Origin of the sequence: Rhizobium sp. BK602 (genome assembly GCF_014195095.1) — a bacterium.
Taxonomy (GTDB): domain Bacteria; phylum Pseudomonadota; class Alphaproteobacteria; order Rhizobiales; family Rhizobiaceae; genus Rhizobium.
Window position 1 is genome coordinate 502,064 of the sequence record NZ_JACIBC010000005.1, and the last position, 25,586, is coordinate 527,649.

Here is a 25,586-nt window from a genome sequence, read left to right on the forward strand (position 1 = left end):
CCTTCAGCACGGATTGAAGCCACAATACTTGACGGGGACCGAATTTTTAGCGCTCGCCGTTCCGACTGTATTGGCCGTGAATTCGCCAGCATCCAGGTTGGCGGTAGCTTTGTCTTTGATCGATTGTGGCAAAGTGGATTTTCGAATTTCCTGTTCAGCTTGCTGAAGCGCGTTGTTCAGGGAATTAGATCCCGGCGTAAACGTTGGCGACGACTTGATTGATACCACAGAGTTTCTGAACTTGCTGTCCCAGAGGAAGACATCCCCAGTATTTACGTCAACTGAGATGACATCCGCGCCATGCGTTCCAACTGCGTCGCCATACCGGAGAACCTGTTGCCCGGGCAAGTCGGCGATCTGGTTGGCCAAATCGATCTCGGCATTAAAGCCGTTGATATGTGAGTTGGCAATGTTTGGCTTGTCCGAGGCGACCGTTTTGGGAACATAGCCATAACCCGCCGCCGGATCCGGCAGTTTCGGATTTAGGGCCTTGCCGTTAATGGTGCGGAGCGGCGGTATCTTCTCAAGGGCCTGCGCCACGGCCTGCCGTTCGGCGGCCGACGCGATAGTACTAAGGTTTGCCGCAGTGAATCGAACAGCTACCTCGCCGCCAACGACGCCGACTGTCAGAACGACGGCGCCTATATCCATATAGTGCTCGTAGCGCTCGGCTTCCTCTTGAGAATATCCGGCCTTCTCGAGCGAATAAACAAGAGCGGTCTTTGCGTCCTCTCCTGTGAGGGATTGCTGCGCACTTGCAACGAGTTGATTAGCGCTGACAGCGGCGCCGATCAGGCCGAGGGCACAAGCAGTCCCGACGGTGCCGGCACAAGCGGCCACGCCGCCAACGACACCAGCGCCATCTAAAAGCGCCTTCATGCCGCCCTCGGTCCGGCTGATCTGCGTGAGCGCCTTATTAATCGCGACATCGACCGGGACGCCATTCTTGTCGGCCTCAGACAAATATCGCGCAAGGATGACGTCGAGATTGATTGCGCTTTTCGTTCCACTGAATTGCTGCAGCGTGGCAGTATCGAATGTCAGATCGATCGGATTTTCGCTGGGAGCAGTATCAAGAAAGACATCGATCCCCGCCCGGTCCAGCCGGCTGGCAAACTTCAGGAGGTCCTGCTTCATCTGCTGGCAGGCGCTGGATGCCGGCGCTGCGGTGCACGTGGTAATCAGAACCGCGTCGTTATATTGTGACAGCTGCTTATAATCATTGACCTTTTCCCAAAGGGCGGCGCAATCGGTCTCGCATTTTTCCGCCGCTGCGAGGGCGTCAGCAGCCTTGAAGAGGTCCTCATCCGCGAGATAGTTATATTGATAGTTCGCCGCCCCATAAGCCGCACCTTCTCCTCCGCCGACGACGCTGCCGATGCCGGCCATGATCGTGGCTCCAAATACAGCCCCGAGCTTGGCTCTGTCTTCGTCGCTGCCGAGTTTGGCGTCTTTCAGCATGCCCGCAACGAGTTCCTTGACGGCGTGCGCAAGCATCGTCGATGCCGCTCCGCCGAGTGCACCCTTCACCGCCCCCTCAACGCCATTAACACCGCCAAGAAGACCACCGCCGAGCGCATGCAAAGCAGCACGGCCAGCGCCACCTTCGCCCCAGAAGTCCTTCTCAGCCTGAGTCGTGGCATTCAACATGAGATTATTGGCGATATCCGCCACCAGCCCTGCCATGGTGGCTTGTGCCGCCTGCAGATCAGCCTGCGTCTTGTATTGATCGCGCAGGATATTCTGCAGGTCCGGCAGACCGGGCAGCGACGTATTGGTGTTGTCGGTATCGCGGCGGATGGTGGAGATGTCCTGCACCTGATGCGCCGGATCGGTGATGGTGATGCCGATATTGCCGCCGATGGCCGAATAGGCCTTGCCGGTCTCCTTCTCGCCGGCCTTGACCGGCGGGGCGATTGTGAGGCCGCCGGTGCCGATGCCGCCGCCATAGGTTTCGGCCTTCCAGGTCGAATGCGTGTCGATATCGGCAACCGTCAGCGTGCCCGTCGAGAAGCTGTTGTGTTCGGCGCCGGCCTCGCTGGTGATCAGGCCGCCGACAAGCGAGGTCTGGCCGCTGATGTCGATGTCGAGGCCGCCGGTGCCGGCATGAATGCCCGATTGCTCGGAGACGAGCACCGCATCGCCCTTGGCCTTCTGCGTGACGCCGGAAACATTGAAGGAGCCGATGCCGATCTGGCCGGAGACATTGAGCTGGTCGGCCTTGGCCTTCTGCGTATCCAGCTGGCTTTCGATCGTCAGCGAGCGGGCGTCGATGCCAACCGAATTGCCGGCAACCGTCGCACCCTTCAGCGCGAGATCGTTGGTGACGATGGTGACATCGCCGGTGCCGTTCACATGCGTGTTCGTGTGGCTGGTGCCGGAGGTTTCGGAATCACCCTTGCCGTAGGAGGCATTCACCCCGACGCCGGTCTGGGCGCAGCCTCCCTTGGTGGTGCAACCAAAATTGACGCCGACGCCGGCGCTCCAGGATTTGTTCGAGCTGGTCGAATCCGACGTGCCCGTGGCAGCGTTGAGATTGACGTCGCCATTCGTTGCCGACAGGAAGATATCGCCGGTCAGCGGGTCGCCCGATATTGTCGGGATGCCGTTCTTGTCGTAGCCGGCCAGAATCTGCGCGCCGTCACTGGTGATGGAGCCCTTCTCGGCTTCCATGGTGATGGAGCGGCCGGCACGAATATCGGTCACGACCGGGGTCGAGGACGACGAGGACCAGCTATTTTCCTGATGGCTGACGCCGGCGTTGATGCCGATGCTGAAGGAAAGACCGGTTCCAACCTTCGGATCCGTGCTGGTGAGCCCCTCATAGGCGCCCTTCAGCCCCTTGTAGCCCTCATAGAAGCCGAGGCCGGCAATGGCCGTGTTGGTGATGGCATTGACGCCGCCGCTGTCCGAAAGGCGCTCGGCCGAGTTCATGATGCTCTGGGCCGCCTTGCCGATCTGGCTTGTCACCGAGATGGTCACACCGGCAAAGGTCTTTTCATGCACCTCCTCGTAATTGGTGACGTCATTGGCCGAGAGCAGATTGATATCCTTGCCCGCGAAGAGATTGACATCGCGCTCGGCCGAGGCGCTGGTCGCCTGCAGGTTGACATTGTTGCCGGCCGAAATGTTGAGATCGCGCCCGGCCGAAAGCTCGGAGACGGCATTGGTATCGGACTGCTGCGCCTTGCTGTCCTTGGTCGATTGCGCGCCGATGCCGATCGAGAAGCCGCCATTGCCGGCGGAAAGAGCAAGACCGAAGCCGGATTTCTTCTGCTGTTCGGACTGTGACGAGCTTTCCGCGCCCGGGGTGACGTTGACGTCGCGGGCGGCCGAGAGGTTGATATCGCGATCGGCGCTGACCGACGATCCCATGATGTTGAGATCGGTTGCCCGCGCGGTCAGATTGACATCCTTGCCGGCCGAAAGCTCGGAGCCGATATTATCGGTCGAAGATTGCTGGCCCTGCTTTTCGTTCTTGCCGTAGAGCGAGATGAAGCCGCCGCCGGAACCGACGAACAGGCCAGAATCCTTGCGCTGGCTGTCCGACTGATGGTTTTCCTGTGCGCCGATGACGGAAACGCTCTCACCGGAGACGTTCAGCGAGCCGTCGGCATTGATTTTCGAGCCGACGATGGCTGCCGCCTTGCCGGCGTCGAGATTGACGTCGCCGGAGGCCGAGAGCTGCGATCCGACCGTCGTCTCGTTATAGCCGTCATAGCTGTAGCTTCCGCTGCGCAGGAAACCCTTGCTCTTCGACTTGTCGTTTTCGGTTTCGGTATCCTTGCCGGCGCTGACGATCAGATTGCCGCCGGTCTGGACATTCAGGTCGGCAACATGCGTATCGTCGCCCGCCGTCACCTTGGAGGCCGAAATGGTCGTATCGCCGCCCGAGACGATCGTCGCGCCGTCCTTGCCGGAGATTGAGGATCCGACGGCCGTCGTATTTTCAAGATGACCCGAGACGGTCTCCTTCTTCGAGCCGAAGAAGCCGCTCTTCTTGGTCGATCCCTTCACATCGAGCGTATAGGCATCCGTCGCCTCGGCGATGGTGATATCGCCCTTTGCCTGTAGCCCGAGCGTGCCGTCGGCCACCATCGTCGAGCCGATGAAGTTGATATCGTTGCCAGACTTGGCAACGATATCGCCACCCGCCGTGATGGTGGAACCGCCATGCGCCAGGGAGGACGAGGAACTGTGACCGGAGACGGAAGTCTCCTGCCCCTGCGAGGTGACGACATTGATATCACCGTTGGCCGTGAGGCCGAGGCTGCCGCTAGCCTTCAGATCAGAACCCGAGATCAGCAGCCCGTCATTGGCAGTGACCACCAGATTACCACCGGCCATGAGCTGTGAGCCTTGCTGCTCGGTGCCGGACTTGCGCGTGTAGCCATCATCGGTCTGCCGGGTGAGATCGGTCGATACGACAGTGACGGATCCCTGCTTTGCCGTGATTGACAGACCGCCGCCCGCCTTGGCGGAGGAGCCGATGATATCGACGCCCTGATTGGCGTCGATCGTCAGATTGCCGCCAGTCTCAATGCGGGTGCCGGTCGCATTTTGTTGTCCGCCATTATCGACTTTCGTGGTGGCGAGCGTGATGGTCTGGCCGGAAAGCTGTGCTGCGCCACCGGCAGCGATCTTCGAACCCGTCAGAGACAGGTTGCCGCCGCCGGCATCGACTTTCAGGCCGCCGCCAGCCGTTATTCCACCGCTGGAAGCAACAACCGACTGCCCGCCGATGGTCATCGTCTGCGCGGCAAGCGTAATGCCGTTCGAGGCGCTGAGGTTCAGGTTGCCGCCGGCAAGGAAGGTGCCACCGTTGGCCTGAATGGTCGTTGCATCGATTGTCATGCCGTCAGCTGCGGCGATCGCACCGGAATTGTTAAGATTACCGGCATCAATGTTGACTGTGCTACCTGCGATGATAGCGCCTGCGCCATTCAGTTTCGCGCGGTCGGCTGCGGAGAGATAAACGACAGGCACCAGCACCTGCGCACCATTGATCGTCTCCGTCTGATAGATCACGATCGACTGTGTAAGATTGGCTACCTGTTCCGGCGTGAGCGCCTGTCCCAGAGCGAGGCCGTTCGCCTCCGCATAGGCAACGCCATTGTCGAGCAGGGACTTCATCTGGTCGGTCGCGTTGTCACCCGGGATGAAGGAGCCCGCTCCCAATCCATTGCCAACCAACTGCCGCAACTGCGTGTCGACCAGCTGATTGTCGAAATAGGCGTCTCCCAGGAACGGCACCTTGGTTTCGAGCGTGTAGCCGACGCGGTCGATGAAATATCCGGAGCCGTAGAATTTGGAGACATCGAGGAAGGCCGCACGCGTCTCCAGCAGGAAGACCTGGCCGGGAACCGTGCCACCGACACCACCGGATTGCGGCTTGGCAAGGGAAGCCAGTTCAGCCCCATTTACCCGCAGAATCTCGGCGAGATTGCCGCTGCCGCCCAAGGCAACGCTGAGCTTGCCTATCAGGCTGTTCGAATCGACGGAAGCGCCGGCAGCAGCCGTCAGATTGCCGCCATTGAGCGAAGCCCCCGTGTCCGCAATCGGGCCACTACCAGCAATTGCGACACCCGTTGTGGCCAAACTGCTGCCATTTGCTGTCGCAGAGCCTGTAGCCGTCAGACCACTGGCGCTAACGGATGCCACTCCATCTGCCGTCAGACCGGATCCGCTGATTGCGACGCCGCCGCCTGCCGTCACACCGGCATTCTTGACTGAGAGGTTTCCGGTTGCAGCAAGACCGCTGTCGACGATTGCGGGGCCGCTGCCAAGCATTAGGCTGTTTCCGGTAACGGATGGACCATTCCCGACATTGGCGCCACCATTGGCAGCAATGCCGGCAAGTGCGGCATTGACACTAAACAACGCACCGCCCGCCGTCATACTACCGAGCGCCGAGAGAGGGTTGCCTGGATCGCTTCGCGCTGCGAGGCTTGCACTCCCTGAGACAGACCCCGGTGCAGCAGAGTTGTTTATCGCCCCGAAGGCAAGATTGAGGGCACCTCTAGCCTTGATATTGCCGGCGGCACTGGCGATCACCTGCGTATTCGAGACGATCGAGGTGCCGTTGGCTATATCGCGGGAGGGATTGGCAGAGCCGTCGGCATTGTAAGCCGAACATGTGCTCTGGGCGTTGCACGTCAACATGGTGGTGCGATAGAGCGCGACGCCCTGATTGTTGAGCGTTCCGCCCTTCAGCGACGCATTGCCGCCGGCTTCGATGGAGCTGTAGGAATTGTTGAGATTGGTGGCATCGATCGTGAGATTGCCGCCGGCACGGATTACGCCCTCGGGGCTCAGCGGGCTCGTGAATCGGTCTTCATAGATCGACTGGCTGATGTTGGCGCCCCAGTCCCAGCTGTAGGTCGTGCTGGTGTCGGAGCCATTCTTGACGACTTCATCGACGATGAAATAGCGCGATGGGTTGTTGGGATCGAGAACCGGATTGCCGTTGGCGTCCTTCGGCACGCGATCCTTGATCCAGTTGAAGATCGGCCGGACTTCCGTCGGTCCCTTGCCCGATATCCAGGTCCAGGCGCGATAGCTCGTGCCGTCCGCAAGCGTCGAGACGGACCAGAGCTGCGGCTGATATTCCTGCCAGGACGGCGGGTTAACACCTGGATAGAGTTGAAACATGTTCTGGTCGACGGTTTCCAGGTAAGCGAAGGGCTGCCCCGCAATATCCGGATTGAGCACGAAGGTTCCGACCACAGCGCCCGAGGAGATCAACTGTCCTGTCACCCAGGTCGGCGCCGTTGATCTTTGATTGGTGAGATTGGATGTCAGGATCGAGGCGCTTCCATCCGATTGAATCAGACCGGACGTGTTGATGACGGCACCATTGCGCTGACCGGACACGGCACCCTGGATGGTAAGATCGCCACTCGAGACGATAGCGCCCTGATCGTTGGCAAGGACGCCGCCGACAAAGAGATCGATGTTCCTGCTGGCGAAGATCAGGCCAGACGAGGTGTTTTTCAGATCGCTCGTCGTGCGCAAGAGAAGGTTATTGCCGGCGGCCAACTGGCCTGCGTTGGTGAACGACGGCAAGATCAATGCAAGGTCGTGTGCGGCCAGCAACGCCGTGCTTGCGTTTGCCGTCAAGCCCGCGGCCGAGATGTTGATGTCACCGGAGCCGCCAGCGTTGGTCACGGTATTGACGTGGGCGCCTGAGAAATCGGCAGTGCCCGAGAGATTGAGCACGAGGCCACCGAATACGAGGCTGGAATTCGCGAAGTTGGCGGAAGAAGCGTTGAGCGTCAACGTACCGCCGCCGGCGATCTTGTTGCCTCTTGTGCCGGAGAGATCGACAGCACCGGTATTGATAGTTAGATTGCCACCGACCCGTGTGGTATTAGTATAGGTGATCGCGCCCGGAGCGGTGAGCGTGGCGTCACCGAGGCTCTGCAGACTGGAATAGGCAATGTTCTGCGTGGCATTGGCGGCCAGACTACCGCCAGACAGCAACGCGTTTGCGTTGATGCCCCCGTCCGAAGCCGACAACGTGGCTGCGCCTGCGCGCTGCAGCATCAGACTGCCATTCACCGAAACCTGGGTCGCGGCAAAGTCCACACCGGATACCAATGTGTCGATCGTGATCGACCGTGCCGTCAGATTGACGTTGCCGGCCGCAAGAGACTGGCCGCTGAGCGTGATCGCGTTGCCGGCATTCAGGACGATGTCGCGATGGGCCACAGCCTTGGCGCTGACATTCCCGACCGCCGTAGCAGAGATGTTGCCGGCGGCAAGCAGATTGTTGGCACTGATATCGCCAGCCGTGGCAGTGAGCGAAACATTACCTGCCTGCCCAAGGACAATGCCTGATGACGATTGGCTTGTTGCTGCGAAGTCGACGCCAGCGACGATGACGCTTCCGTCGATGCTCCCGCCGGTTATCGAAACGTTGCCCGCACCCAAAAGTTGGCCATTGATTTCCACGCGGCCGCTTCCGGTCGCCGGAGCGGCCGCATCGATCGAGACGGCGCCGTAACCGGTAATATTGCTTGCTGTGAATGCGTTGGCCTCGACATCGAGGGCTCCTGCCACAATCAGCGATCCAGTGGCGGCACTTCCGGCTTGAATGGTGAGATCGCCGCTCGGTCCAACGACAATGGCGCCATTCAAGGAACGGGCGGTTGCGGCAAAATCGACGCCCGTAACAGTCTGGTTGGACTGCACAGCCTGGCCGGAGAGTAGAATCCTGCCCGCACCCAACAATTGACCCGTAATCTTAACGCTGTTGCCGCCAACAAGGGCGATATCCTTGTGCGCGATCACAGAGGTGGCGGAGATATCAGCCGCATCCACATTGAGGCTGCCTGCCGACAACAGGGTCTGGTTAGTGACGCCCGCGGATGCGGAAAGCTCCATATCGCCTGTTTGGCCTAGCATGATGCCGCCGCTGGATGCGTTGGTGGCAGCAAAATCGACACCCGAGATCAGAACCGGCGCGCTGATGTGACCACCGCTTAACGCGAGCCTGCCGCCCGCGAGGATCTGATTTCCCACGTCGACATTGCCGGCGATATCTATGCCACCATGGCTGGTGATGCTGTCTGCCTTGATGCTTGCAGCCCGTGCCGTGAAATCACTCGCCGACAACAGCGCTGTGGAAGCAACATTGCCGCTGGCGATCAGTGTCATGGCGCCACTGGCGCCAAGAACGATATTGCCGGCGGCGGCGTTTGTCTGATCGAAGTCAACGCCAGAAATCAGGATCGGTGCCTCGATGCTGCCGCCCTTGACTGCCAAGTCTCCGGCAGACAAGATCCGAGAGCTTGCGTTCAGATCGGCGAGAATATCGACGTTACCGTGCGAGGTAAGGCTATCCACTTCGAGATTGCTGGCGTTCACCGTCACGTCGCCGCCGGAAAGCATGGCACCGGCCGTCGCGTGACCGGTGGTTTTGACGCTCATGGACCCTGATCGTCCAAGGACGATATTGCCGCCGCTGGCATCGGTCGCGGCAAAATCTACGCCGGAGGCCAGAAGACCTGCCTTGAGGCTGTCACCCGTGACGCTGAGCGCTCCGCCCGAGAGCATCTGGCCAGTAACATCGACACTTCCCTGCAAATCAGTCGCGCCGTGGCTGGTGATGCTTGCTGCTCTAAACGCGTTCGCCTTCCCCGTAAGATCAGCGGCGGCCAAAAGCGTGCCGACACTCACATCACCTGTCGAATTCAGCCGGAGCTCCCCACTTGCCGTCTGGATAATGTTGCCGCTCGCGGCTGCCGTCCTGGCAAAATCGACACCCGTGACGATCGCGCCTGCCTGAACGCCCGATCCGGAGATGGAGATATCGCCAGCACCGAGGACCTGGCCGCTTACGTCCACGCGACCGCTCGCGGCCGTCGTTGCCGGGATCGTAGAGAGCGTAATGGTGCCGTGCCCCGTAATCGCATCAGCCGCGATTGCGGCAGCACTGATATCGACGGCGCCAGCGGCAAGGATCGTCGAAGATTTCGATCCGCCATTGAGCGTAACCTTCAGGCCTCCGTTGGAAGAGAGCTTGATGTCACCGCCGGCCGCCTCGGTCGCACTGAAGTCGACGCCCGCGACGATCGCCTGGGCTGCAAGGCTCTGTCCGCTGATCAACACATCGCCTGCGCTCAGAATCTGGCCATTGATGCTCGTGGCGCCATCAAGCGCGATATCGCCATGTGCCGTCACGCTATCCAAGATAACGGTCTGACCGGCGCCATCCAGTCGACCGGCAGACAGGAGTGTACCGGCCTTGACGATTCCGGCGGCGTTGAGCTTCAGGTCGCCGCTGCCGGCCAGAATAATGCCGCCGTTGGCTGCAGCCGTCGCCGCGAAATCGACGCCGGACACGACAGCGCCGGCGCGAATGTCGCCACCGGAGATATCGATGTTGCGCGCCGCAAGGACCTGGGTCCCAATGTTGGTGGAACCGGCAAACTTGATGTCGCGATGGCTTGTAACATTGCCTGCCGTGATCGTCTGCCCCGAGACGCTGATATCGCCAGCAGCCTGCATGGTTGAGACTGAGACATCGCCTCCCGCTGTCACCTTCAGATCACCGGTTGGGGCAAGCAGGATATCGCCTCCCGACGCAACACTGGCCTGAAAGTCAACACCGGCAACGATCGTGTGGGCTGAAACAGCCTGCCCGCTGATCAGAACATTGCTGGCGGCAAGAATCTGGCCGCTGACATCCACATGACCGGCTGCGGTTGTCGCGTCGGCCACGCCCCGCAGCGCCAAATCGCCATGGGCCGTGATTGTGTCGGCAGTAATGTTTGCGCCAGAACCGTCAAGATTCCCGGCCGATAGCAACGTACCGACCTCAATGTCAGCAGCGGAAAGAAGATTCAGATTGCCCCGTGCGCCGAGCGCAATAGCCGCACCGTTCGCGGCCGTCATGCGGAAATCGACGCCCGAAACGATAGCGCCTGCCTTGATGCCAGGCCCGGAAATACTGACATCGCCTGCGCCGAGCACTTGCCCGCCGACGGTCGTCGCTCCCAACAGAGCAATTTTGTCGTGTCCGGAAATGCGGCCAGCGGAAATAAGCGCAGCTTCTGCATCAATAACGCCGGCGGCAAGAATTTCCGCCGCCTTTGCCTCGCCCCTGACCTTGACGGTCAGATCGCCGCTTTGCGAAAGCTGGATATCGCCGTTCGCGGCGTCGGTCGTACCAAAATCGATCCCGGCAACGATCGTTTGCGCTGATAGGCTCTGGCCTGTGATCAGGACTTTGCCGGCGCCAAGGATTTGCCCGTTTACAATCACCCGGCCGCTTGCAATCGTCGGATTGGAGGAACCGTTGAGCGTGACATCGCCATGGGCGGTTACGTTGCCAACCTTGATCTCCGCGCCGTCGGCCTTGAGACTCGCGGCTGACAACAACGAGCCGGCATTAATCGCCCCACTCGACGTGAGCATCAGTTCGCCGCCGCCAGCCAGGGTGATGGTTCCACCAGAGGCCGCAGTTCGGGCAAAATCGACACCGGAGACCACAGCGCCGGCCTTGATGCCAGAACCGGAGAGATTGATATCCCCGGCGCCCAATATCTGACCGCTAACGGCGGTCGCTCCGGAAAGTGTGATATCCTTATGGCTGGTAATGCTGTCGGCGGAGATGCTCCCAGCCTTTGCGTCGATGGAACCCGCGGCAAGAACCTTGGAGATCTTGGCTGCACCATTCACGGTGACCGTCAGATCGCCATTGGACGACAGCAGGATGTCGCCGCCCGATGCCGCCGTTCGATCAAAATCCATACCTGCTGCAACGGTCTCGGCCGTGATCGCCTGGCCGCTGATCAGCGCGTTGCCTGCACCCAGAATCTGACCGCTGACAGTCGTGTCGCCGGAAAGCGTGATGTCGCCATGAGCGGTCACGGCACCGGCTGCGATTGTCGTGGCGGAAGCACTGAGCGCTCCCGCCGACAGAAGCGTTGCCACGTCGAGCCTGTTTGCCGCAGAAAGCGAAAGTGCACCGTTGCCGGCTGCCATGGGCGCCAGAATGATCTTGCCACCAGCGGCTTCGGTCGCGGCGAAATCGACGCCGGTTATGATGGCATCGGCACGAATGTCAGCGCCGGAGATGGTGATGGCACCTGCACCCAACATTTGGCTGGTAACGTTCGTGCTGCCATCCAGGTTAATGTTGCGATGACCGGAAATCGCGCTCGATGTGATCGTCTGGCCTGACACTTTGATATTGCCGGCCGCAAGCAGAGTGGCCGCCGCCACATCGCCACCAGCCGTAACGGTCAAATCGCCGCTTTGCGTAAGCACAACTTTGCCATTTGCGGCCTTGGTGCCGTGGAAATCGACACCGGCGGCGACCGTGCCGGCTCTGAGATCCTCTGCACTGATCAGTAGGTTGCCGGCTGCCAGAATCTGGCCGCTGACATCGATCCGACCACTTGCCATATCGGCAGAAAGTGTCAGGTCACCATGAGACGTAACCACGTCGGCCGCGATGGCGCCACCGCTCGCCTTGATCGATCCGGCCGAAAGCAACGTTGCGACGTCGAGCACGGACCCTGCTGAGAGGACCAAGTTGCCATCATTGGCACCGCTGGCGAGCGTAATCGTTCCCCCGGCCGCTTTGGTGGCGCCAAAGTCAACGCCGGCGACGATTGCATCGGCATTTATGCTCGATCCGGAGATCGTAACGTCGCTCGCGCCGAGAACCTGTCGATTGACCTTGGTCACTCCGGAAAGCGTAATATCCTTGTGGCCTGTGATGGCATCTGCCGTGATGGTCCGCGCGGAACTGCGCAAATCGCCGGCGGCAAGGATGGTGGAGACAGAGATATCTCCGCCCACTGAAATATTCAGATCGCCATTTGGCGACAGCAGAATATCGCCATTGGAAGCATTGGTGGCAGCAAAATCAACGCCAGCGGCAATCGTCCGAGCCGCCAGGCGCTGACCGCTGATCAGCACATTGCCGGCCCCGAGAATCTGGCCGCTGGCAGCCACCGACCCATTTGTCGCGCCGGCATCAGCCGAAAGCACAAGATCGCCATGGGCGGTAATATTGTCGGCGGCGATCGTTGCCGCGTTGGCGCTGAGGTTACCACCAGACAGAAGTGTGGATGCAGCCAAAGCGCCCGTCGAGCTCAGCAGAAGGTTGCCGCTCTTCGTCAGTACGATATTGCCACCGGCAGCGGCCGTCGCGGCGAAATTGACGCCGGAAACGATGTTGTCAGCCTTGATGCTCGCCCCGGAAATTCGGATGTCGTTCGCACCAAGGATCTGGTCGGTAACGCTCATCGCACCCGAAAGAGAAATATTTTGATGGCCGGTGACGGTATCGGCTGCCAAGGTTGCGCCATCGGCGGAGATGGCGCCGGCGGCCTGCATGTTCGAAATCGCTATGTCGCCCTTGGCGCTTATGGTCAGGTCGCCACGCGACGATAGCACGATCTTGCCGCCGGCCACTGTGGTACGATCAAAGTCGACACCCGCCGCGACGAGTTGCGACGAGACGCTTTCGCCGCTGATCAGCACGTTGCCGGCGACAAGGATTTGCCCGGTAATATTGAGCGCACCGTCAAGCCTGGTATCGCCATGGGATGTTATGTTCCCAGCAGCAACAGTCGCCCCGCTGGCATTGAGCTTGCCGGAGGAAAGCAGCGTGCCTGCCTTGAGGAGACCGGTGGCCGCAAGTGCCAAGTTTCCGGTGCCGGTTGCCGAAGGCGCAAGAACAATCTTACCTCCAGCCGCCTTTGTCGCTGCGATATCCACGCCGGAGACGATGGCGTCGGCAGCAATACTCGTGCCGGATATGCTGATATTACCGGCCCCGAGAATCTGACCGTCAATATCGGTCTTGCCGGCAAGCGTTATGTCTTTATGCCCCGTCACGGTATCGGCTGCTAGTGTCTGGCCGCGGACGAGCAGATCGCCGGCAGCGAGCATGGTGCCGGCGACAAGGTCGCGGGTGGCGGTTAGCTTCATATCCCCGCCAAGACCAAGTACGATATTTCCGCCAGCCGCCTTGGTCGCGACGAAATCGACACCGGAAATCAGGCTGTTTGCATGAATGACATCGCCAACAATCGTAAGATCGCCGGCTGACAACAGTTGACCGCTAACGTCAAGGCCACTCGAGACTGTGGTCTCGCCGTGGCTGCTGATGTTTTCGGCCTGCAAATGCGCGGCATTGGCACCGAAATTCCCGGATGACAGGAGATTGCCGACGACAATATTGCCGGAGGCGGCATCAAGCGTCAGCACGCCGTTCTGCGCAAGCATGATATTGCCGCCCGCGGCATCGGTAGCGGCAAAGTCGACACCGGCAGCGATCGTCTTCGCATAGATCGCGTTGCCATTGATCGGCAATCGGCCCTTGGCGTCTATCCCGACGTTACTTCCGGCAAGAAGTTGGCCGGAAATGTTCGTCACAGCCTTTATATCGATCGCGCTATGGGCAGTAATGCCACCGGCCGACAACGTTGCCGCTTGAGCGCTGATATTGCCCGATGACTGGAGGCTTGCGGCGGTGATATCACCGGGTGCGGTCAACCGTAGGTCGGCCGCTTTGGCAAAAACAACTTTACCATTCGGGTCCGCCTGGGTGGCTGCAATATCGAGACCGGAGACCGTGGTGCCAGTCAAGATCGATCGGCCGGAAACGGTAATGCCATTCCCGGCAAAAACATTGCCAACGGCAGCAATATCAAGGCCGGCATTGAGGGTGATATTGCCATAGCTCAGAAGCGATCCTGTTGCGATCAAGCCGGCGGTAGCCATGAGGGACAAGTCGCCGCTTGTCTTGGCGGCGCCCGCGATCCGGATGTCTCCCAGAGATGCGGAAAGCAATGCGCCGCCGCCTACCGTCAGGCTACCGGCTGAGATACCGCCGCCCGAACTCATCTGCATGGTCGTGCCGCCGTTGACGTCGCCGGAAATGCTGAGCAGGCCACTGCCGCTTGCAAGCACGATATCGCTATCTGCTGCAACCGATTGCAGGGTAATACCCTGATCGGCCTGCACTTTGACCTTTTGTCTCGACGTGACCTTCGCGGCCGTGGCCTTCTGTTTCGAGGTGATGGTGACGCCATCGCGTCCCGATACATTGCCGATCGAAATCTTGCCATCAGCCGACAGCGTGAGTTCGCCGGCATTGGCGGCCATGTCGCCACTCATCTTGACGCCGGCACCCTTCTCCGTGACAACGACCTTGATGCGGTCGGCCTGCATGGCGCCGAGTGCCGTGCCGTCGATCGCATATTCCGGCGTGCCGGAGGTGGCGGTCAGCGCCGTCGCCTCGCCAGTCGCGTAGTCATATTTGCTGGCTCCGCCCGTCAGCCGGATGGTCTTGCCATAGATCGGAGCATTCACATGGATCTGACGCGAGACGACATCGAACAGATCGACTGAGCCGGGAGCGGCCGCAAAGTTGCCGCCTGTCCCTTCAAAGGTCACGTCGCCGCCGTTGACGGTGAAGCCCGTGAGACGACCGTCCGACCCGATATCGGGAACGCCCGTCGTCAGGGTGGCGCGCGGCGTGTTGATGAAACCGCAGCCTGAGCACGTAATTCCATTGGGATTCGCGATAATGACGTCGGCCCTGCCGCCGAACACTTCGGTCGGACCATTCAGCGCGGAACGATTGCCTGAGGTCACCTCGTTCAGAATGACCGATGCCGGGCCCGATGTCCTTAGATTCGGGTTCCCCGGTGTGGCACCACCCAGATTCGAAGTGCCGACTTCCCCATTAAAGTTGTTGAGGATGAGGCCAGGCGTGCCAACATTGAAATTGTCGTATTTGTTATGAGAGAGGCCGGCACCATTCGGCGTGACGATGTCGACCAGCGGTACGCCGTTCGGGGTGGCACCGACGCCCGGCTGGTTGGCTGCGGGCGCCGATCCGGCGGCTGACACGGACTGTGCATTAGTCAGCATCGGCTGAAAGATAAGCAACGCACTTAGCACTGTCGCAAGCGATTGCCGGGTAAGTCCACCCAGTTGATCAATCCTTTTCGACAATCCGCTTCTCCCGTTGCTCATCTTCTCGTCCATTTCCTGGCACTGTGGTCTTGCCGTTATCGGGTGTCCCTGGTGACGACAGAATTTCCTACTTCTGCACGAGCCAGGTCTTTACGCTGGCAACGAACTTGTCGGAGAGATCATGAGCGAGAGCGTCCTTCTTCTGAGAAACCTGAGCAGCGTTAATTGCCATGGCGACAAAGACGCCGATGTTCCCTTCACCATGCACGCCCTTTTCGGTCACATAGACATCCGTTTCGGCTATGAGACGTCCAGTCTTTGCATTCTGAAGGCGGACTGATCCCGACATACGGCTGTCGTTGTCCAGGATGATACGGCCGGCGTTGCTGGCGAGGTCGACCGTGTGCAGTGTCACGATAAGCTTTCCGGGTGTTTTCCCCCCGGGTAGACCTTTGAGTTCACGATTTAGCGAAGCCTCGAGGGTCTGCACCACTTTCGACAGCTGTGGATCGGGGTTTTTTCTGTCAAAGAATCCCCCCATGTTCACGTCTGGAGCTGTTTCGAGCTGAATCTGCGTGACGGACGAACTCCGCAATGCCGTCACCAGCCGGGGATCCGCGGTCTGGCAGGCGCTGACGATCACTGCCAGCGCAAAAGCCACAAGCAGCTTCACGCTGTGCCGAAACGACTTCGAAGTATTTTTGAATGCAATTGTTGACACCTGACTCACCATCACTTTCACCACCTCACGGATGTACTGACAAACAAAAGCCCGGAGTCGCGCCGCTCGACCGTGCCGCCCAAAACATCCGAATAACCAATATCGAAATTGACATTGCCGCCGGCGAGCTTGGCGCCGACCGTCCAGCCGAACATGTCGCCGCCAGCGATCTGATAGCGCGCTTGGCGTGCGATCCGCCCGTAATCGAGACCGACATAGGGCCGGAACTCTCCAAGCATCTTCGCTAGTCCGGCATTGTCGGCAAAAGGCTGCATGCGCCAGAGGAGATCGTTGCGGATGAAGAAGCCGTTATTGCCGTAAAGCATGGTCTCGCGTGTGCCGCGCACCGAGGAATAGCCGCCGACCGAGATCTGCTCGGCCCCGAACAGATTGTCGGGGGAATACTGGCCCGTCACCAGCGAATTGATCTCGAAGCGCTGGTCGGCAAGCTCGAAAGGCTTCGTCATGGTGATCGTGCCGCTGAACTTTGAGAAGCGAGGATCGGCATCCCCTGCCCCAACATCGCCGGGCGCGACCGCATTAAAAAGATTGAGCCCCTGGCTGTAGGAGAGGTCGAAGACCCAGAGACCTCCCAACATCCGGCGTGAATGCGAGATGCCGAGATCGCCAACGGTATATTTGCGGCTGCCGACCTCGATCCTGTTGCCGAGCAGGAAATTGTTGGTTTCCTTGTAGGTCAGGCCACTGTTGAAGGTCGTGATCGAATCCTTGTCGCGGAAAATCACGCGATCGGCGCCGATGCCGACCTGCTTGCTGTTGCCCGACGTCTGCAGCGTGCCGAAATTGCCCGGAACGGAGCTGTCATATTCGTACCAGGAGCCGTTCGCCGAGAAGGTCCAGTAGCCGTAAGGCATGCTGACATTGCCGGAATAGCTGTTGCTCTTGCCCAGACCGTCATCCCGCCAAGAATAGTCCGGCCCAGTATGCTCGTAGGCGAAATTCCACTGGTCATTCACACCGAAGAGATTGTCATAGCCAGCGGAGGCCGAGGACTTGGAGTATCCGGTCTGTTCCTGGCCGAGATTGCTGTTGCCGAAGGAAAGGTGCCAGGGATGGTCCGGCTTGTTCTCGATGTTGAGTATCGAGGTGCCATCCGTCTTTCCGGGAAGCATCGCCGTCTTGGCATTGTTGGAGGTGAGACGATTGATCTGGTCGAGACCCTGCTCGATATCGCGCAGATTGGTGATCTTGCCCTTCATGCCGGGAAAGGCCGTGGCAAGCACGCCGGAGCCAGGCTGCGGCTTGCCATCGATGTAGATGTCGGCAAGCGTGCCTTCGACGGCGATGAGACGCAGCACCTTGGTCCCGGCGATATCCTGCGCCGGCACATAGACGCGGGAACTGACAAAACCTTTGTCGAGATAGAGATGCGTCAGGTCGCGTAGCAGCCCGTTGATCTCGCCGACACCGACGCAACGGTTCGCATAGGGCGCCGTGACCTTGTCGATCGCGCCCACCGAAAACTGCTTGACGCTCTCGACCTCGATACGGTTGATGGCAAAGCATAGACCGGGCTTCTGACCGCCGGATGCGTCAGGCTGCTGAGCCTCGGCTGGAGATGGCTTTGGCGTCATCCGGCCCAAGGTCTCCAATCGTTGTTGTTCGGCCTCCTGCGCCTGACGGCGCGCGAAGTCGTCGTTCGGCGATAGCGCAGCCGCGGTCGACGCCACAAGGGCCGCTGCCAAAAGCCCCCCGATGGCGGCCGCCGAACGCAGGTTTGACATCATAGGCTCGCCCCGGTCAGTTCGAAGCGGCCTTCTGCAGCGCATCGAGCGCTGCCGATAATCCCTTCAGCGAGAACTTGATGTTGACCTTCTGGCCGTTCATCATCTGGACGTGGCCTGTGCCGTCAGCGGCCTTGGAAAGGGCGGACACCATCTTGGCATCCAGCTTCTGCTGCGCCCAGCAGCCAGCCTGGTTGCAGTTGCGATAGGTGAGCTGCACGACCGGCTTGTCGCTTGCATCGATGCTGATGCCTGCCGGCAGATACATATTGAGCGGTACGAGCGTGGTCAGCACCAGTTCACTGGCAGGCTGCTTTGTCGCCTTCTTGTCTGTTGCGGCGGGAGCCGGCACCTTGGCGACCGCCAGCGTCAAAACATTGACGTCCTGATCACCCTGCTTGACGGTCGCAATCTGTGCAACTTCGCAGCTCTCCGCTGCCGAGCCATTCGCCGCCTTGCCGTCGATGCAGCGATAGTACCAGTCGTCGAATTTCTGCACGCGCGCCTGCGGGGCCGGCTGTTGCTCGGTCGTTGCGACAGGGGAGCCCTGAGCAGAGCCGGCACTGGACGACGTATTGGCAGCCGCCGGCGTGGGCTGTTCTTGCGCGACTGCTGAAAATGCAAGCAGCGTCGAGGAAAGGAACGCAACAGATGTGCAGGTTTTGAAGGAGAAAGACTTACTCGCGGGGGACATATAAAACTACCCAAAGTCAAAGCCATTCGCTTGCGCAAGGCAAGCCTTGCTCAATCGGCATGTCGGTCAAAATTCATTGAGATGCACCTGAAAGCGGTGTAGCCGATCATGGGCCTGAACCGCTCAATAGCAGATTTCTGAAAAAGTACAGCGAAAAGTAGCATGCACGAATGATATTCACACGCTCGTTTTCCGATATGCGTGTAAAATCTGCAACACCAACGTTCAATAGTTGAATAAAATTGTCTTTTTTGCTCTTGAAGAGATATGAACCGACGGCTGGGATATGAGCATTCAGCCTTACGGTAGAATTGCTAACACATTGAAACAATTTTTCCTCAGCGACGCCAGATGCCGAACGCAGACACGGACGGCACAGCTTTAAAGCACGAAACGCTCACAAATCTTCATTGGTTCAACTCCTTCAGAGCGCTGATCGCGACGAAACGATAGCCGAGACTTTGAAAAAAGCCGGTGCTGTCCGGATTGCCGAATTCTATAGCGAGCTGGACGCGGTCGAGGCCGGAGGAAGATGCGATCTGCTCCACCTCATACATCATGCGAGTGCCGAGGCCTTTCCGTCTATGCTGCCCGGCGACGATGATATCCCATAGAAACAAATGGGATTCCGCATGATTGAGCGAAAAACAGACCGTGCCCACTTGCGCGTCCGCCTGCCATAGACCCAGGGCGCTCGTATTCACTGGATCCGCCACCATAGCATCAAAGAGGTGTGAAACACGCCTCTGTGCAAGCATTTGGGCCTGCTCTGCCGCCAAGCCGCGAAATCGCTCGTAGGACTGCGTCAGCCGAACGGTCAAATCCGTCCGGTAGTCGGCAAGCTGAAGGTCGGATAGCGCGGCGATTGCCAGCGGGCTTTCCTCGGTCATTCAAGAGGCCTCGCCTCGCTCTTGGCAAAAAGGCAAAGATAGGCGACCGGCTTTTCCACGTGCTCCGAAAGGCGCCCCGTATAGTGGGTGAACAATTCCGAAAACTCCTGGATATCCTCGCTCGTCTTGGAACCGTCGAGCAGGCGCTCCCGATGCGCGATGTATTCCTGCAGCATCGATTGCTCTGTCGGTGATGCCGCGCCAGTGTCGACCACAATCAGGTCGACGAGTTCGAAACCCGCCGTCTCAAACATTGCCAGACGCTGGGACAACGGTGCGAGCACGACATCGGGACCAACGGCTTCCCTGATCTTCTTCTCGGTCTCCGGTCGTCGGTCATGGTGATGGTAGACGAATTCGGCGAGCAGACCATTCGGCTTCAGCACGCGCCGCGCCTCCGCCAGCATCGCCAGCGGGCGCGGCGTGTAGGCCAAGGTCGCGGTCATCGTCACCGCATCGAAGTGGTCGGAGGGAAATCCCGTTCCGGCGCCGTCGCCGACAATGAAGCATGCAGGGCTTGCCAGAGTGCGGCCGACCGCCGATGCGATATTGACGAACTGCTCCTCGATATCCAGGCCGGTGACCTCGCTGAAATAACGGGCAAGGACGATCGTCGAAAGACCGGTGAAGCAGCCGATGTCGAGCACCCGTGCATCAGGACCGATACCAAGCGTCTGGAGGGTTCGGGCGAGAACATCGACGGCACGGCCGCCTCCGGGAGCAGCGTCAGGATCTCCCACATACGCCAGAAACCGATATGGCAAATAGCCGCGCAGAACCTCCATGGGTTCGCGAGGGATGGGCATGCTGAAGAGATCAAGTGTCGCAAGCGCCTTGGTGATCTCTCGCTGAGCTGGCGGATATGCGGCAACGGGCCTTCCGGAACCGGCGACGAGAAGATAGGGATAGCGGTAGCGAGCCAATTGGCCGATCAGGCGCCGGCGCTCCGTCATCGCGTCCACCAGCTCCTGCATCCCCGGAACAGCGTGCAGGATACTGCGGGCCAAGCGGGCCGCGGCAGTCTCCTCGAACCGGAACCGGGACAGGCGTCTGATCTTGTTGACCGTCAGGCCGGCATCCTCATAGACCGCAGCGATATCGCACAGCCCGTTGGGCATCCAGCCCAGGCCGAACATCTCTTGCTCTTCCTGCCGCAGGGACAGCGGCGCGTCAGCGTCATATATGTAGTGGCAGTCGATCAGCAGCCCGTCCGGCTCTAGGCATCGCGCCACCGCCCGGTAAACGTCCTGCGGCCGCTCGAAGAAGGCAGCGCTGCCACCGCATATGATAACATCTGCGCCACGGGCGACATCCTGCATGGCCGCGCCGTCAACACACACGAATTCCGCTGCCGAGGCTTCCAGCCGCGCCGCTTCCCGGGCGACCTCTATCATCGCCGGGTTGACGTCCACCCCGACGACTCTAGCGTCAGGAAAGGCTCTCGCAACCTGACGCGCGACCCAACCGGTGTTGCAACCGAGATCGATGATCTTGTCCGCAGTCTGTGGGATAGCCGCGAGAATTGCGTCCATCATTGCCTCGCCGCCGGGCGGAACATTCTTCTGTTTGAGGGCTGCGACGACGGAGCAATAATAGTCTTGAGCAGATAGCGCGTTCATGGGTGACATACCTTACATTCAGGATGTTTGGAAATGGAGCGCAGCCCGGCCCGGCCTGTTCTCAGATCGAACAGCCAGCGGTGTCCGCACAGGATAGAACGACGTGTCAAGCGCTCCATGGCGATCTGCGAAACTGCAAAACCGGCAATCAGCGCATTGTTGGCAAGTGCCGAAGGTGCGACGAAGCCGCTATCGTTGGCCACTTCGGCGGCAGAATTGCAAAAGGGGCAAGCGTCGTCCGGCCTCGCCACCAGCGGGCCTGCGATGCAATGAGCTCCGACGTAACCGACATGCAGATAGGGTGGAAATGCAGCCGAGAAGGCGTGATACGCCGTAAGGAACTGTCGCGCCAGGCTGGCGTTGTCGCCGGCCAGCACCAGGAACGGATTGCGCGCATAGGCCATGATGAGCCGTACGGCTTCCGATCCCGTGGCAAATTCGGGCAAGGTCAGCACCGTGGCGGAAAAGCGCGACGACAAATAGCTGGCAAGCCTGTCGGTCTTCAATTGACCAACGTCCTGACGGGTTGCCCAGGTGAGCCTGTTTAAGTTGCTTTCATCGATACGATCGCCGTCCACCAGGAAGAAATTGTGGGCACCCAGGGCTGCGAGCTGGACAGCAATCTGGGAACCCAGGCCACCGCAGCCGACGATGACGAAGTCGGTATCCTGAAACCCGGCAAGATCGCGGGGTCCGGCGCATAGGGCTGAGAGGAAGACGGCATTGCGGTCGCTCGCCTCGGAGAGATGCTCGTCCTCCGCCAGCATGTCGGCCTCTTTCAGGAAGGCGTGGAACGCAGACCCGAGGACATCCGGTCCTCTTTCCCAGATAAAGTCCGCGACATCGTCCGGAAGCCAGACGACGCGCAGGCCGCGCTGGAGGCCGGAGCGTTTCCGGTCGGGCGCATGCACGAGCCGGACATCGGCTCGAAATTGCGCCCGGCCGCAACCGGTCGATTGGGCATGGTTGTTCGCTGTCACGACACCGGCCTCCGCGTTGTCTGATCAGTTGGCAACGAGATCGCCGATATCGAGAAGATCCTCGACGCCGATCCGTAGTTCCTGGATCGTCTCGCCCGTCAGGCGCTGGAACTCCGTCCGCTGTTCGGGCGTGAGCTTGATGGTGACGATATGCATCTTGGCGGTCGAGACCGGTGCTACCGTAGGGTTTCTTTCTTCGGGCATTTGAATATCTCCTGTGCTGTGCGTTGAGAGATCAATTGGCGACGAGATCACCTATGTCGGCCAGTTCCTGGATGCCGATCTTGATGTGCGTGAGGTCGCGGCCGGTCAGGCGAGACAGTTCGAGCCGTTGCGTTTCGTTGAGCGCGAGCGTGATCTCGTGTCCGTCGGTCCGCTGTTTGTGGGTGACCAACTTGGCTTTGCCTTCATCTGCTTTCATTGCTTTTCTCCATGCTTCAAGGTCGTCGGGCCATGACGGCGACATCGCGCGTTTCCGGCCCCACGGGTTGATCGGTGAAGTCACTCAAGAGGGTGATGTCAGTGAAGCCGGCCGCTGTAAGCAGCCGCTGCAGGTCGTGCGGGTAGAGAAATGCCAGGTCGAGGATCTGGTAGAGACTTTGATCGATCCCGCCGCTCCTCGCCAACAATTCGTAGCGATGCACGGCTCTTACGGTCTGGGCCTGCCGGTCATAGTCGTTCCACTCGCTCAGCAACAGGAAACCGCCATCCGGCAGCGGATAAGGCGCATCCGTCCGGAACAGCCCCTCATAGTCTCCCTCGAAGGCTGACATATAGTCCTCGGAAGGCAGAAAGACGTCGAAAGCGAGCAGGCCGCCGGGTTCGAGATGGGCATGGCATTGCCGAAGGCAGGCCAGCTGGGCTTCCGGCCCGGTATTGTGCAGGAAGCTGCGAAAGGGGATCTGGATAAGCCGGTAGTGATCCGGCAGGGAGAAAGAGGTCATGTCGCCGGCAAGGATGCGAACCTTCTTGCGGACATGCTCCGGTTCCCGCTGCAACTTCTCCGTCAGGTAAAGGCGCATCTCCTCGGCTATATCGAGCGCGTCGATTTCGATCCCCGCCCGGGCGACGGGCAGAACAGTTCGTCCCGTCCCTGCCCCGAGTTCAAGCACGCGGCCTCCTGCCCTGCGGCAAAGCTCCAGATACCATTGGATGTCGTGCGATCGCCGTCCGTGGATGACATCGTACAGATCGGCGCGATATTCGAGAGCGTTCACGGCCCGTCACCCCGCATGGTCTGTACGGACCAGAGCCCGCGATTGTCCGGATAGCGGTCGGCAAAGCTCAGTGCTTCGGCGACCTGACGGGCGCGGCCGAGATTGTCGCGATTGAAATCGCAGACATGAATATCGACCGTCAGCTTGCCGTATTCGGGCCAGGCATGCAGTGCCACGTGGGATTCCTGCAGCAGCAGGATGATCGATGCTCCCTGCGGCTCAAAATCCGCCTTCGCCCAGGATATGGTGGTCAATTCGGCATCTGCCACGGCCTGGCGCGCCAGGGTCAAAAGGCTGTCGGCGGAGGCATTCAGGATCTCGTCGGGTGCACTGACGACGGCCGACAATCGGTGGGAACGGAGTTCGCCCATCACATCGCCTCCATCGCTTCGCCGACCGTCTCGGCATAGCGGCCGTAGTCCTTGCCGGTGGGGCGATAGGCAGCTCTCTGGATGACGTGGAATCTGCCATCATACCACAAGCGCACGCAATCGCCGTTGCCGTCCAGCGTCCGCTGACCCATCCTTGGATCGAAAGGCTCCTTGTCGCGCAACAGCATCTGTCCGATATCCCAGGCTTGACGGTCGAGGACCCGCTGGCGCTCGGCATGATGCGCCTGCCGGCGCAGAGGCGGCTCCTCGTCCAGCAACCTGTCGACAAGCTCCAGGACCCTAGCACTCCATGAAGGGATGGCGGCGATGTCAGGGAGGTCGAGGAGGACATCGCCGCCGAGACGTCCGATCCCTTCCCAGGCAATATCGATGAGCGGAATCTGCCGCGCTGCATAGGCAATGATGAAGGCCATTTCTCGCGCGCGCTGCTCAGGCTGTACCCTGAAGGATAGGCATGCCATGCGTACGGCGCACTCCCAGGGAATGGTGTAGGCCATGTGCAGGATGCTCTCGAGCGTCTGTAGATCATTCTTGTAAGGCGACACATACTGGAATTCCCCGGGCAGGGATGCCACTGCCGAGGTCGTATACAAACCCAGCAGGACATGCCCCGCTTCGTGAAGCAGTTGGGCGGCCGTTGCTGCGAGGTCGCTTTCGCGCAAGCGCTCCTTCGAAAGGACCACTATGGCGCTGCCGGGCAATTCATTGGAACTGGAGAAGGAACTCAGTGGATCACGCCGCAACCCCACATGAAACGTGTGCAGGCTCGTGATCAGGCGCCGGCAGCCTTGCGGATCCACCTCTGCGGCCAGCGCAACGGCCCTGTTCAGATGATCGGCGATCCGGTCCAGATCCTCTTCATCCGGCAGGGGATATTCGGAGCTTGGATAATCCGGAAGGCATTGAGCCACACGAGGTTGCATCATACGGCTTTTGGTTAGGCTGTCGATCGGGACGAGGCCTATTCCGCAGGCAAGCCGCCGCACCGGGTGACGCTCCAGCGAGAAATCCGCGGCCACCAGATCGGGCTGCAGGTAATAGCTGACGATCTGCAAATCGGCGCCGCCGGCATACCACTCCAGCCCTCGCTGAAGCCCGTCCATCCAGGCCGCCAGCGCGGAGGATCGGTAGGGATCGCTTCCAACCGGCCCGGCGGCAACCGGCGGGTTTTCGCGGACGCGGCGATATCCGCGATGCGCCAATTCGGGAAAATAATCGGCCAGCGCCTCGACCTTTGCGGCACAATCTGGAAGCTCGGAAACAACGGCAAGCGTGTTGCCATAGCGGAAGCGCCGCTTCTGAAGGTTGCGCGTCGCGACGATGTCCAGGGAAGCGGATTTCGACAACAACGGATTGCTGGCGAGCAACAGGCGCGCCTGACAGGCCAGTTCATCGATACGAGACGCTGACATCGCAGCCTCCTTGGATTTCCTGTTGGGGACGGGTCGAAAATACAGTCCGGGGCGATACGCGCCGGAGCGGAAGGCCACCCGTCATCGACGAGCGGCCGTCCGTAGACGATCAGAGGCCGGCTCCGATCCGGCGGGTGAGAACGCCGCCCGGGCCGAACAGCGCACAGCCGCAGTTGCCGTCAAAGAAGGCCACCTGGCTGAGCACGAGACGTTCGCGCAGATTGGAAAGGCCGACGTTCTTCATCGACGTGATGGCGAAGGCCTCCTCATGGGAGAAAGTAACGCCGAACTTTTGGCCGAGGGCCTGCGGTTCCTTGAAGAAGGCTTCCCGCTGTGTGGCGTCGCCTTCGATCTTCTGAAAGAGCTTGTCGATCCGCTGGGCGCGATCGAGCACGAAGTCCTTGTGGGTCGATCCTTCATTCCTATCCGGCATGTTGATACTCCTTTCGATGTTTCGATTGCATCAGAGTCC

At 60.0% G+C, this 25,586-nt stretch carries 14 protein-coding genes; 1 reads left to right on the plus strand and 13 read right to left on the minus strand.

The window, feature by feature from the left end; all coding sequences use genetic code 11:
- Positions 1–3 precede the first annotated feature (3 nt).
- From FHX11_RS18915 to FHX11_RS18950, 7 genes are all read right to left on the minus strand, one after another.
- Positions 4–15,378 carry a hemagglutinin repeat-containing protein gene (locus tag FHX11_RS18915; protein ID WP_348649718.1) on the minus strand — a complete coding sequence of 5,125 codons (15,375 nt, stop codon included), beginning with the start codon at positions 15,376–15,378 and terminating at the stop codon, positions 4–6.
- 193 nt (positions 15,379–15,571) lie between these two features.
- Complete coding sequence (locus FHX11_RS18925; protein WP_246781076.1) at positions 15,572–16,177, minus strand: hypothetical protein; 606 nt, start codon at positions 16,175–16,177, stop codon at positions 15,572–15,574.
- Between the two features lie 5 nt (positions 16,178–16,182).
- Positions 16,183–17,913, minus strand: a complete 1,731-nt coding sequence (locus FHX11_RS18930) for a ShlB/FhaC/HecB family hemolysin secretion/activation protein (RefSeq protein ID WP_246781077.1) — start codon at positions 17,911–17,913, stop codon at positions 16,183–16,185.
- Positions 17,914–17,926: 13 nt separating this feature from the next.
- A complete protein-coding gene (locus FHX11_RS18935; RefSeq protein WP_348649719.1) occupies positions 17,927–18,409 on the minus strand; it encodes an invasion associated locus B family protein in 483 nt (160 codons plus the stop codon).
- 602 nt (positions 18,410–19,011) lie between these two features.
- Entirely contained in the window at positions 19,012–19,494 is a 483-nt protein-coding gene (locus tag FHX11_RS18940) for a GNAT family N-acetyltransferase (protein WP_184359336.1), read from the minus strand.
- Positions 19,491–21,029, minus strand: a complete 1,539-nt coding sequence (locus tag FHX11_RS18945; protein WP_184359338.1) for a methyltransferase domain-containing protein — start codon at positions 21,027–21,029, stop codon at positions 19,491–19,493. Before FHX11_RS18945 ends, FHX11_RS18940 begins: the two co-directional genes overlap by 4 nt.
- Positions 21,030–21,109: 80 nt before the next feature.
- Positions 21,110–21,880: a ThiF family adenylyltransferase gene (locus tag FHX11_RS18950; protein WP_184359340.1), complete on the minus strand. Its 771-nt coding sequence runs from the start codon at positions 21,878–21,880 to the stop codon at positions 21,110–21,112.
- Between FHX11_RS18950 and FHX11_RS18955 the strand changes: the two genes are divergently transcribed.
- Entirely contained in the window at positions 21,860–22,117 is a 258-nt protein-coding gene (locus FHX11_RS18955; protein ID WP_184359342.1) for a hypothetical protein, read from the plus strand. The two genes, FHX11_RS18950 and FHX11_RS18955, sit on opposite strands and share 21 nt — an antisense overlap.
- Here the strand turns inward: FHX11_RS18955 and FHX11_RS18960 are convergent, their stop codons facing one another.
- From FHX11_RS18960 to FHX11_RS18985, 6 genes are all read right to left on the minus strand, one after another.
- Entirely contained in the window at positions 22,118–22,297 is a 180-nt protein-coding gene (locus FHX11_RS18960; RefSeq protein ID WP_184359344.1) for a hypothetical protein, read from the minus strand.
- A gap of 31 nt (positions 22,298–22,328) precedes the next feature.
- Positions 22,329–22,514 (minus strand): hypothetical protein, encoded by a 186-nt coding sequence (locus FHX11_RS18965; protein WP_184359346.1) that lies wholly within the window; start codon positions 22,512–22,514, stop codon positions 22,329–22,331.
- 16 nt (positions 22,515–22,530) lie between these two features.
- A complete protein-coding gene (locus FHX11_RS18970) occupies positions 22,531–23,310 on the minus strand; it encodes a class I SAM-dependent methyltransferase (protein ID WP_184359348.1) in 780 nt (259 codons plus the stop codon).
- Positions 23,307–23,681 carry an S-adenosylmethionine decarboxylase gene (locus FHX11_RS18975; protein ID WP_184359350.1) on the minus strand — a complete coding sequence of 125 codons (375 nt, stop codon included), beginning with the start codon at positions 23,679–23,681 and terminating at the stop codon, positions 23,307–23,309. The genes FHX11_RS18970 and FHX11_RS18975 overlap by 4 nt, the downstream gene beginning before the upstream one ends.
- Positions 23,681–25,114, minus strand: a complete 1,434-nt coding sequence (locus FHX11_RS18980) for an HEXXH motif-containing putative peptide modification protein (protein ID WP_184359469.1) — start codon at positions 25,112–25,114, stop codon at positions 23,681–23,683. Before FHX11_RS18980 ends, FHX11_RS18975 begins: the two co-directional genes overlap by 1 nt.
- Positions 25,115–25,223: 109 nt before the next feature.
- A complete protein-coding gene (locus FHX11_RS18985) occupies positions 25,224–25,547 on the minus strand; it encodes a hypothetical protein (RefSeq protein ID WP_184359352.1) in 324 nt (107 codons plus the stop codon).
- Positions 25,548–25,586 lie beyond the last annotated feature (39 nt).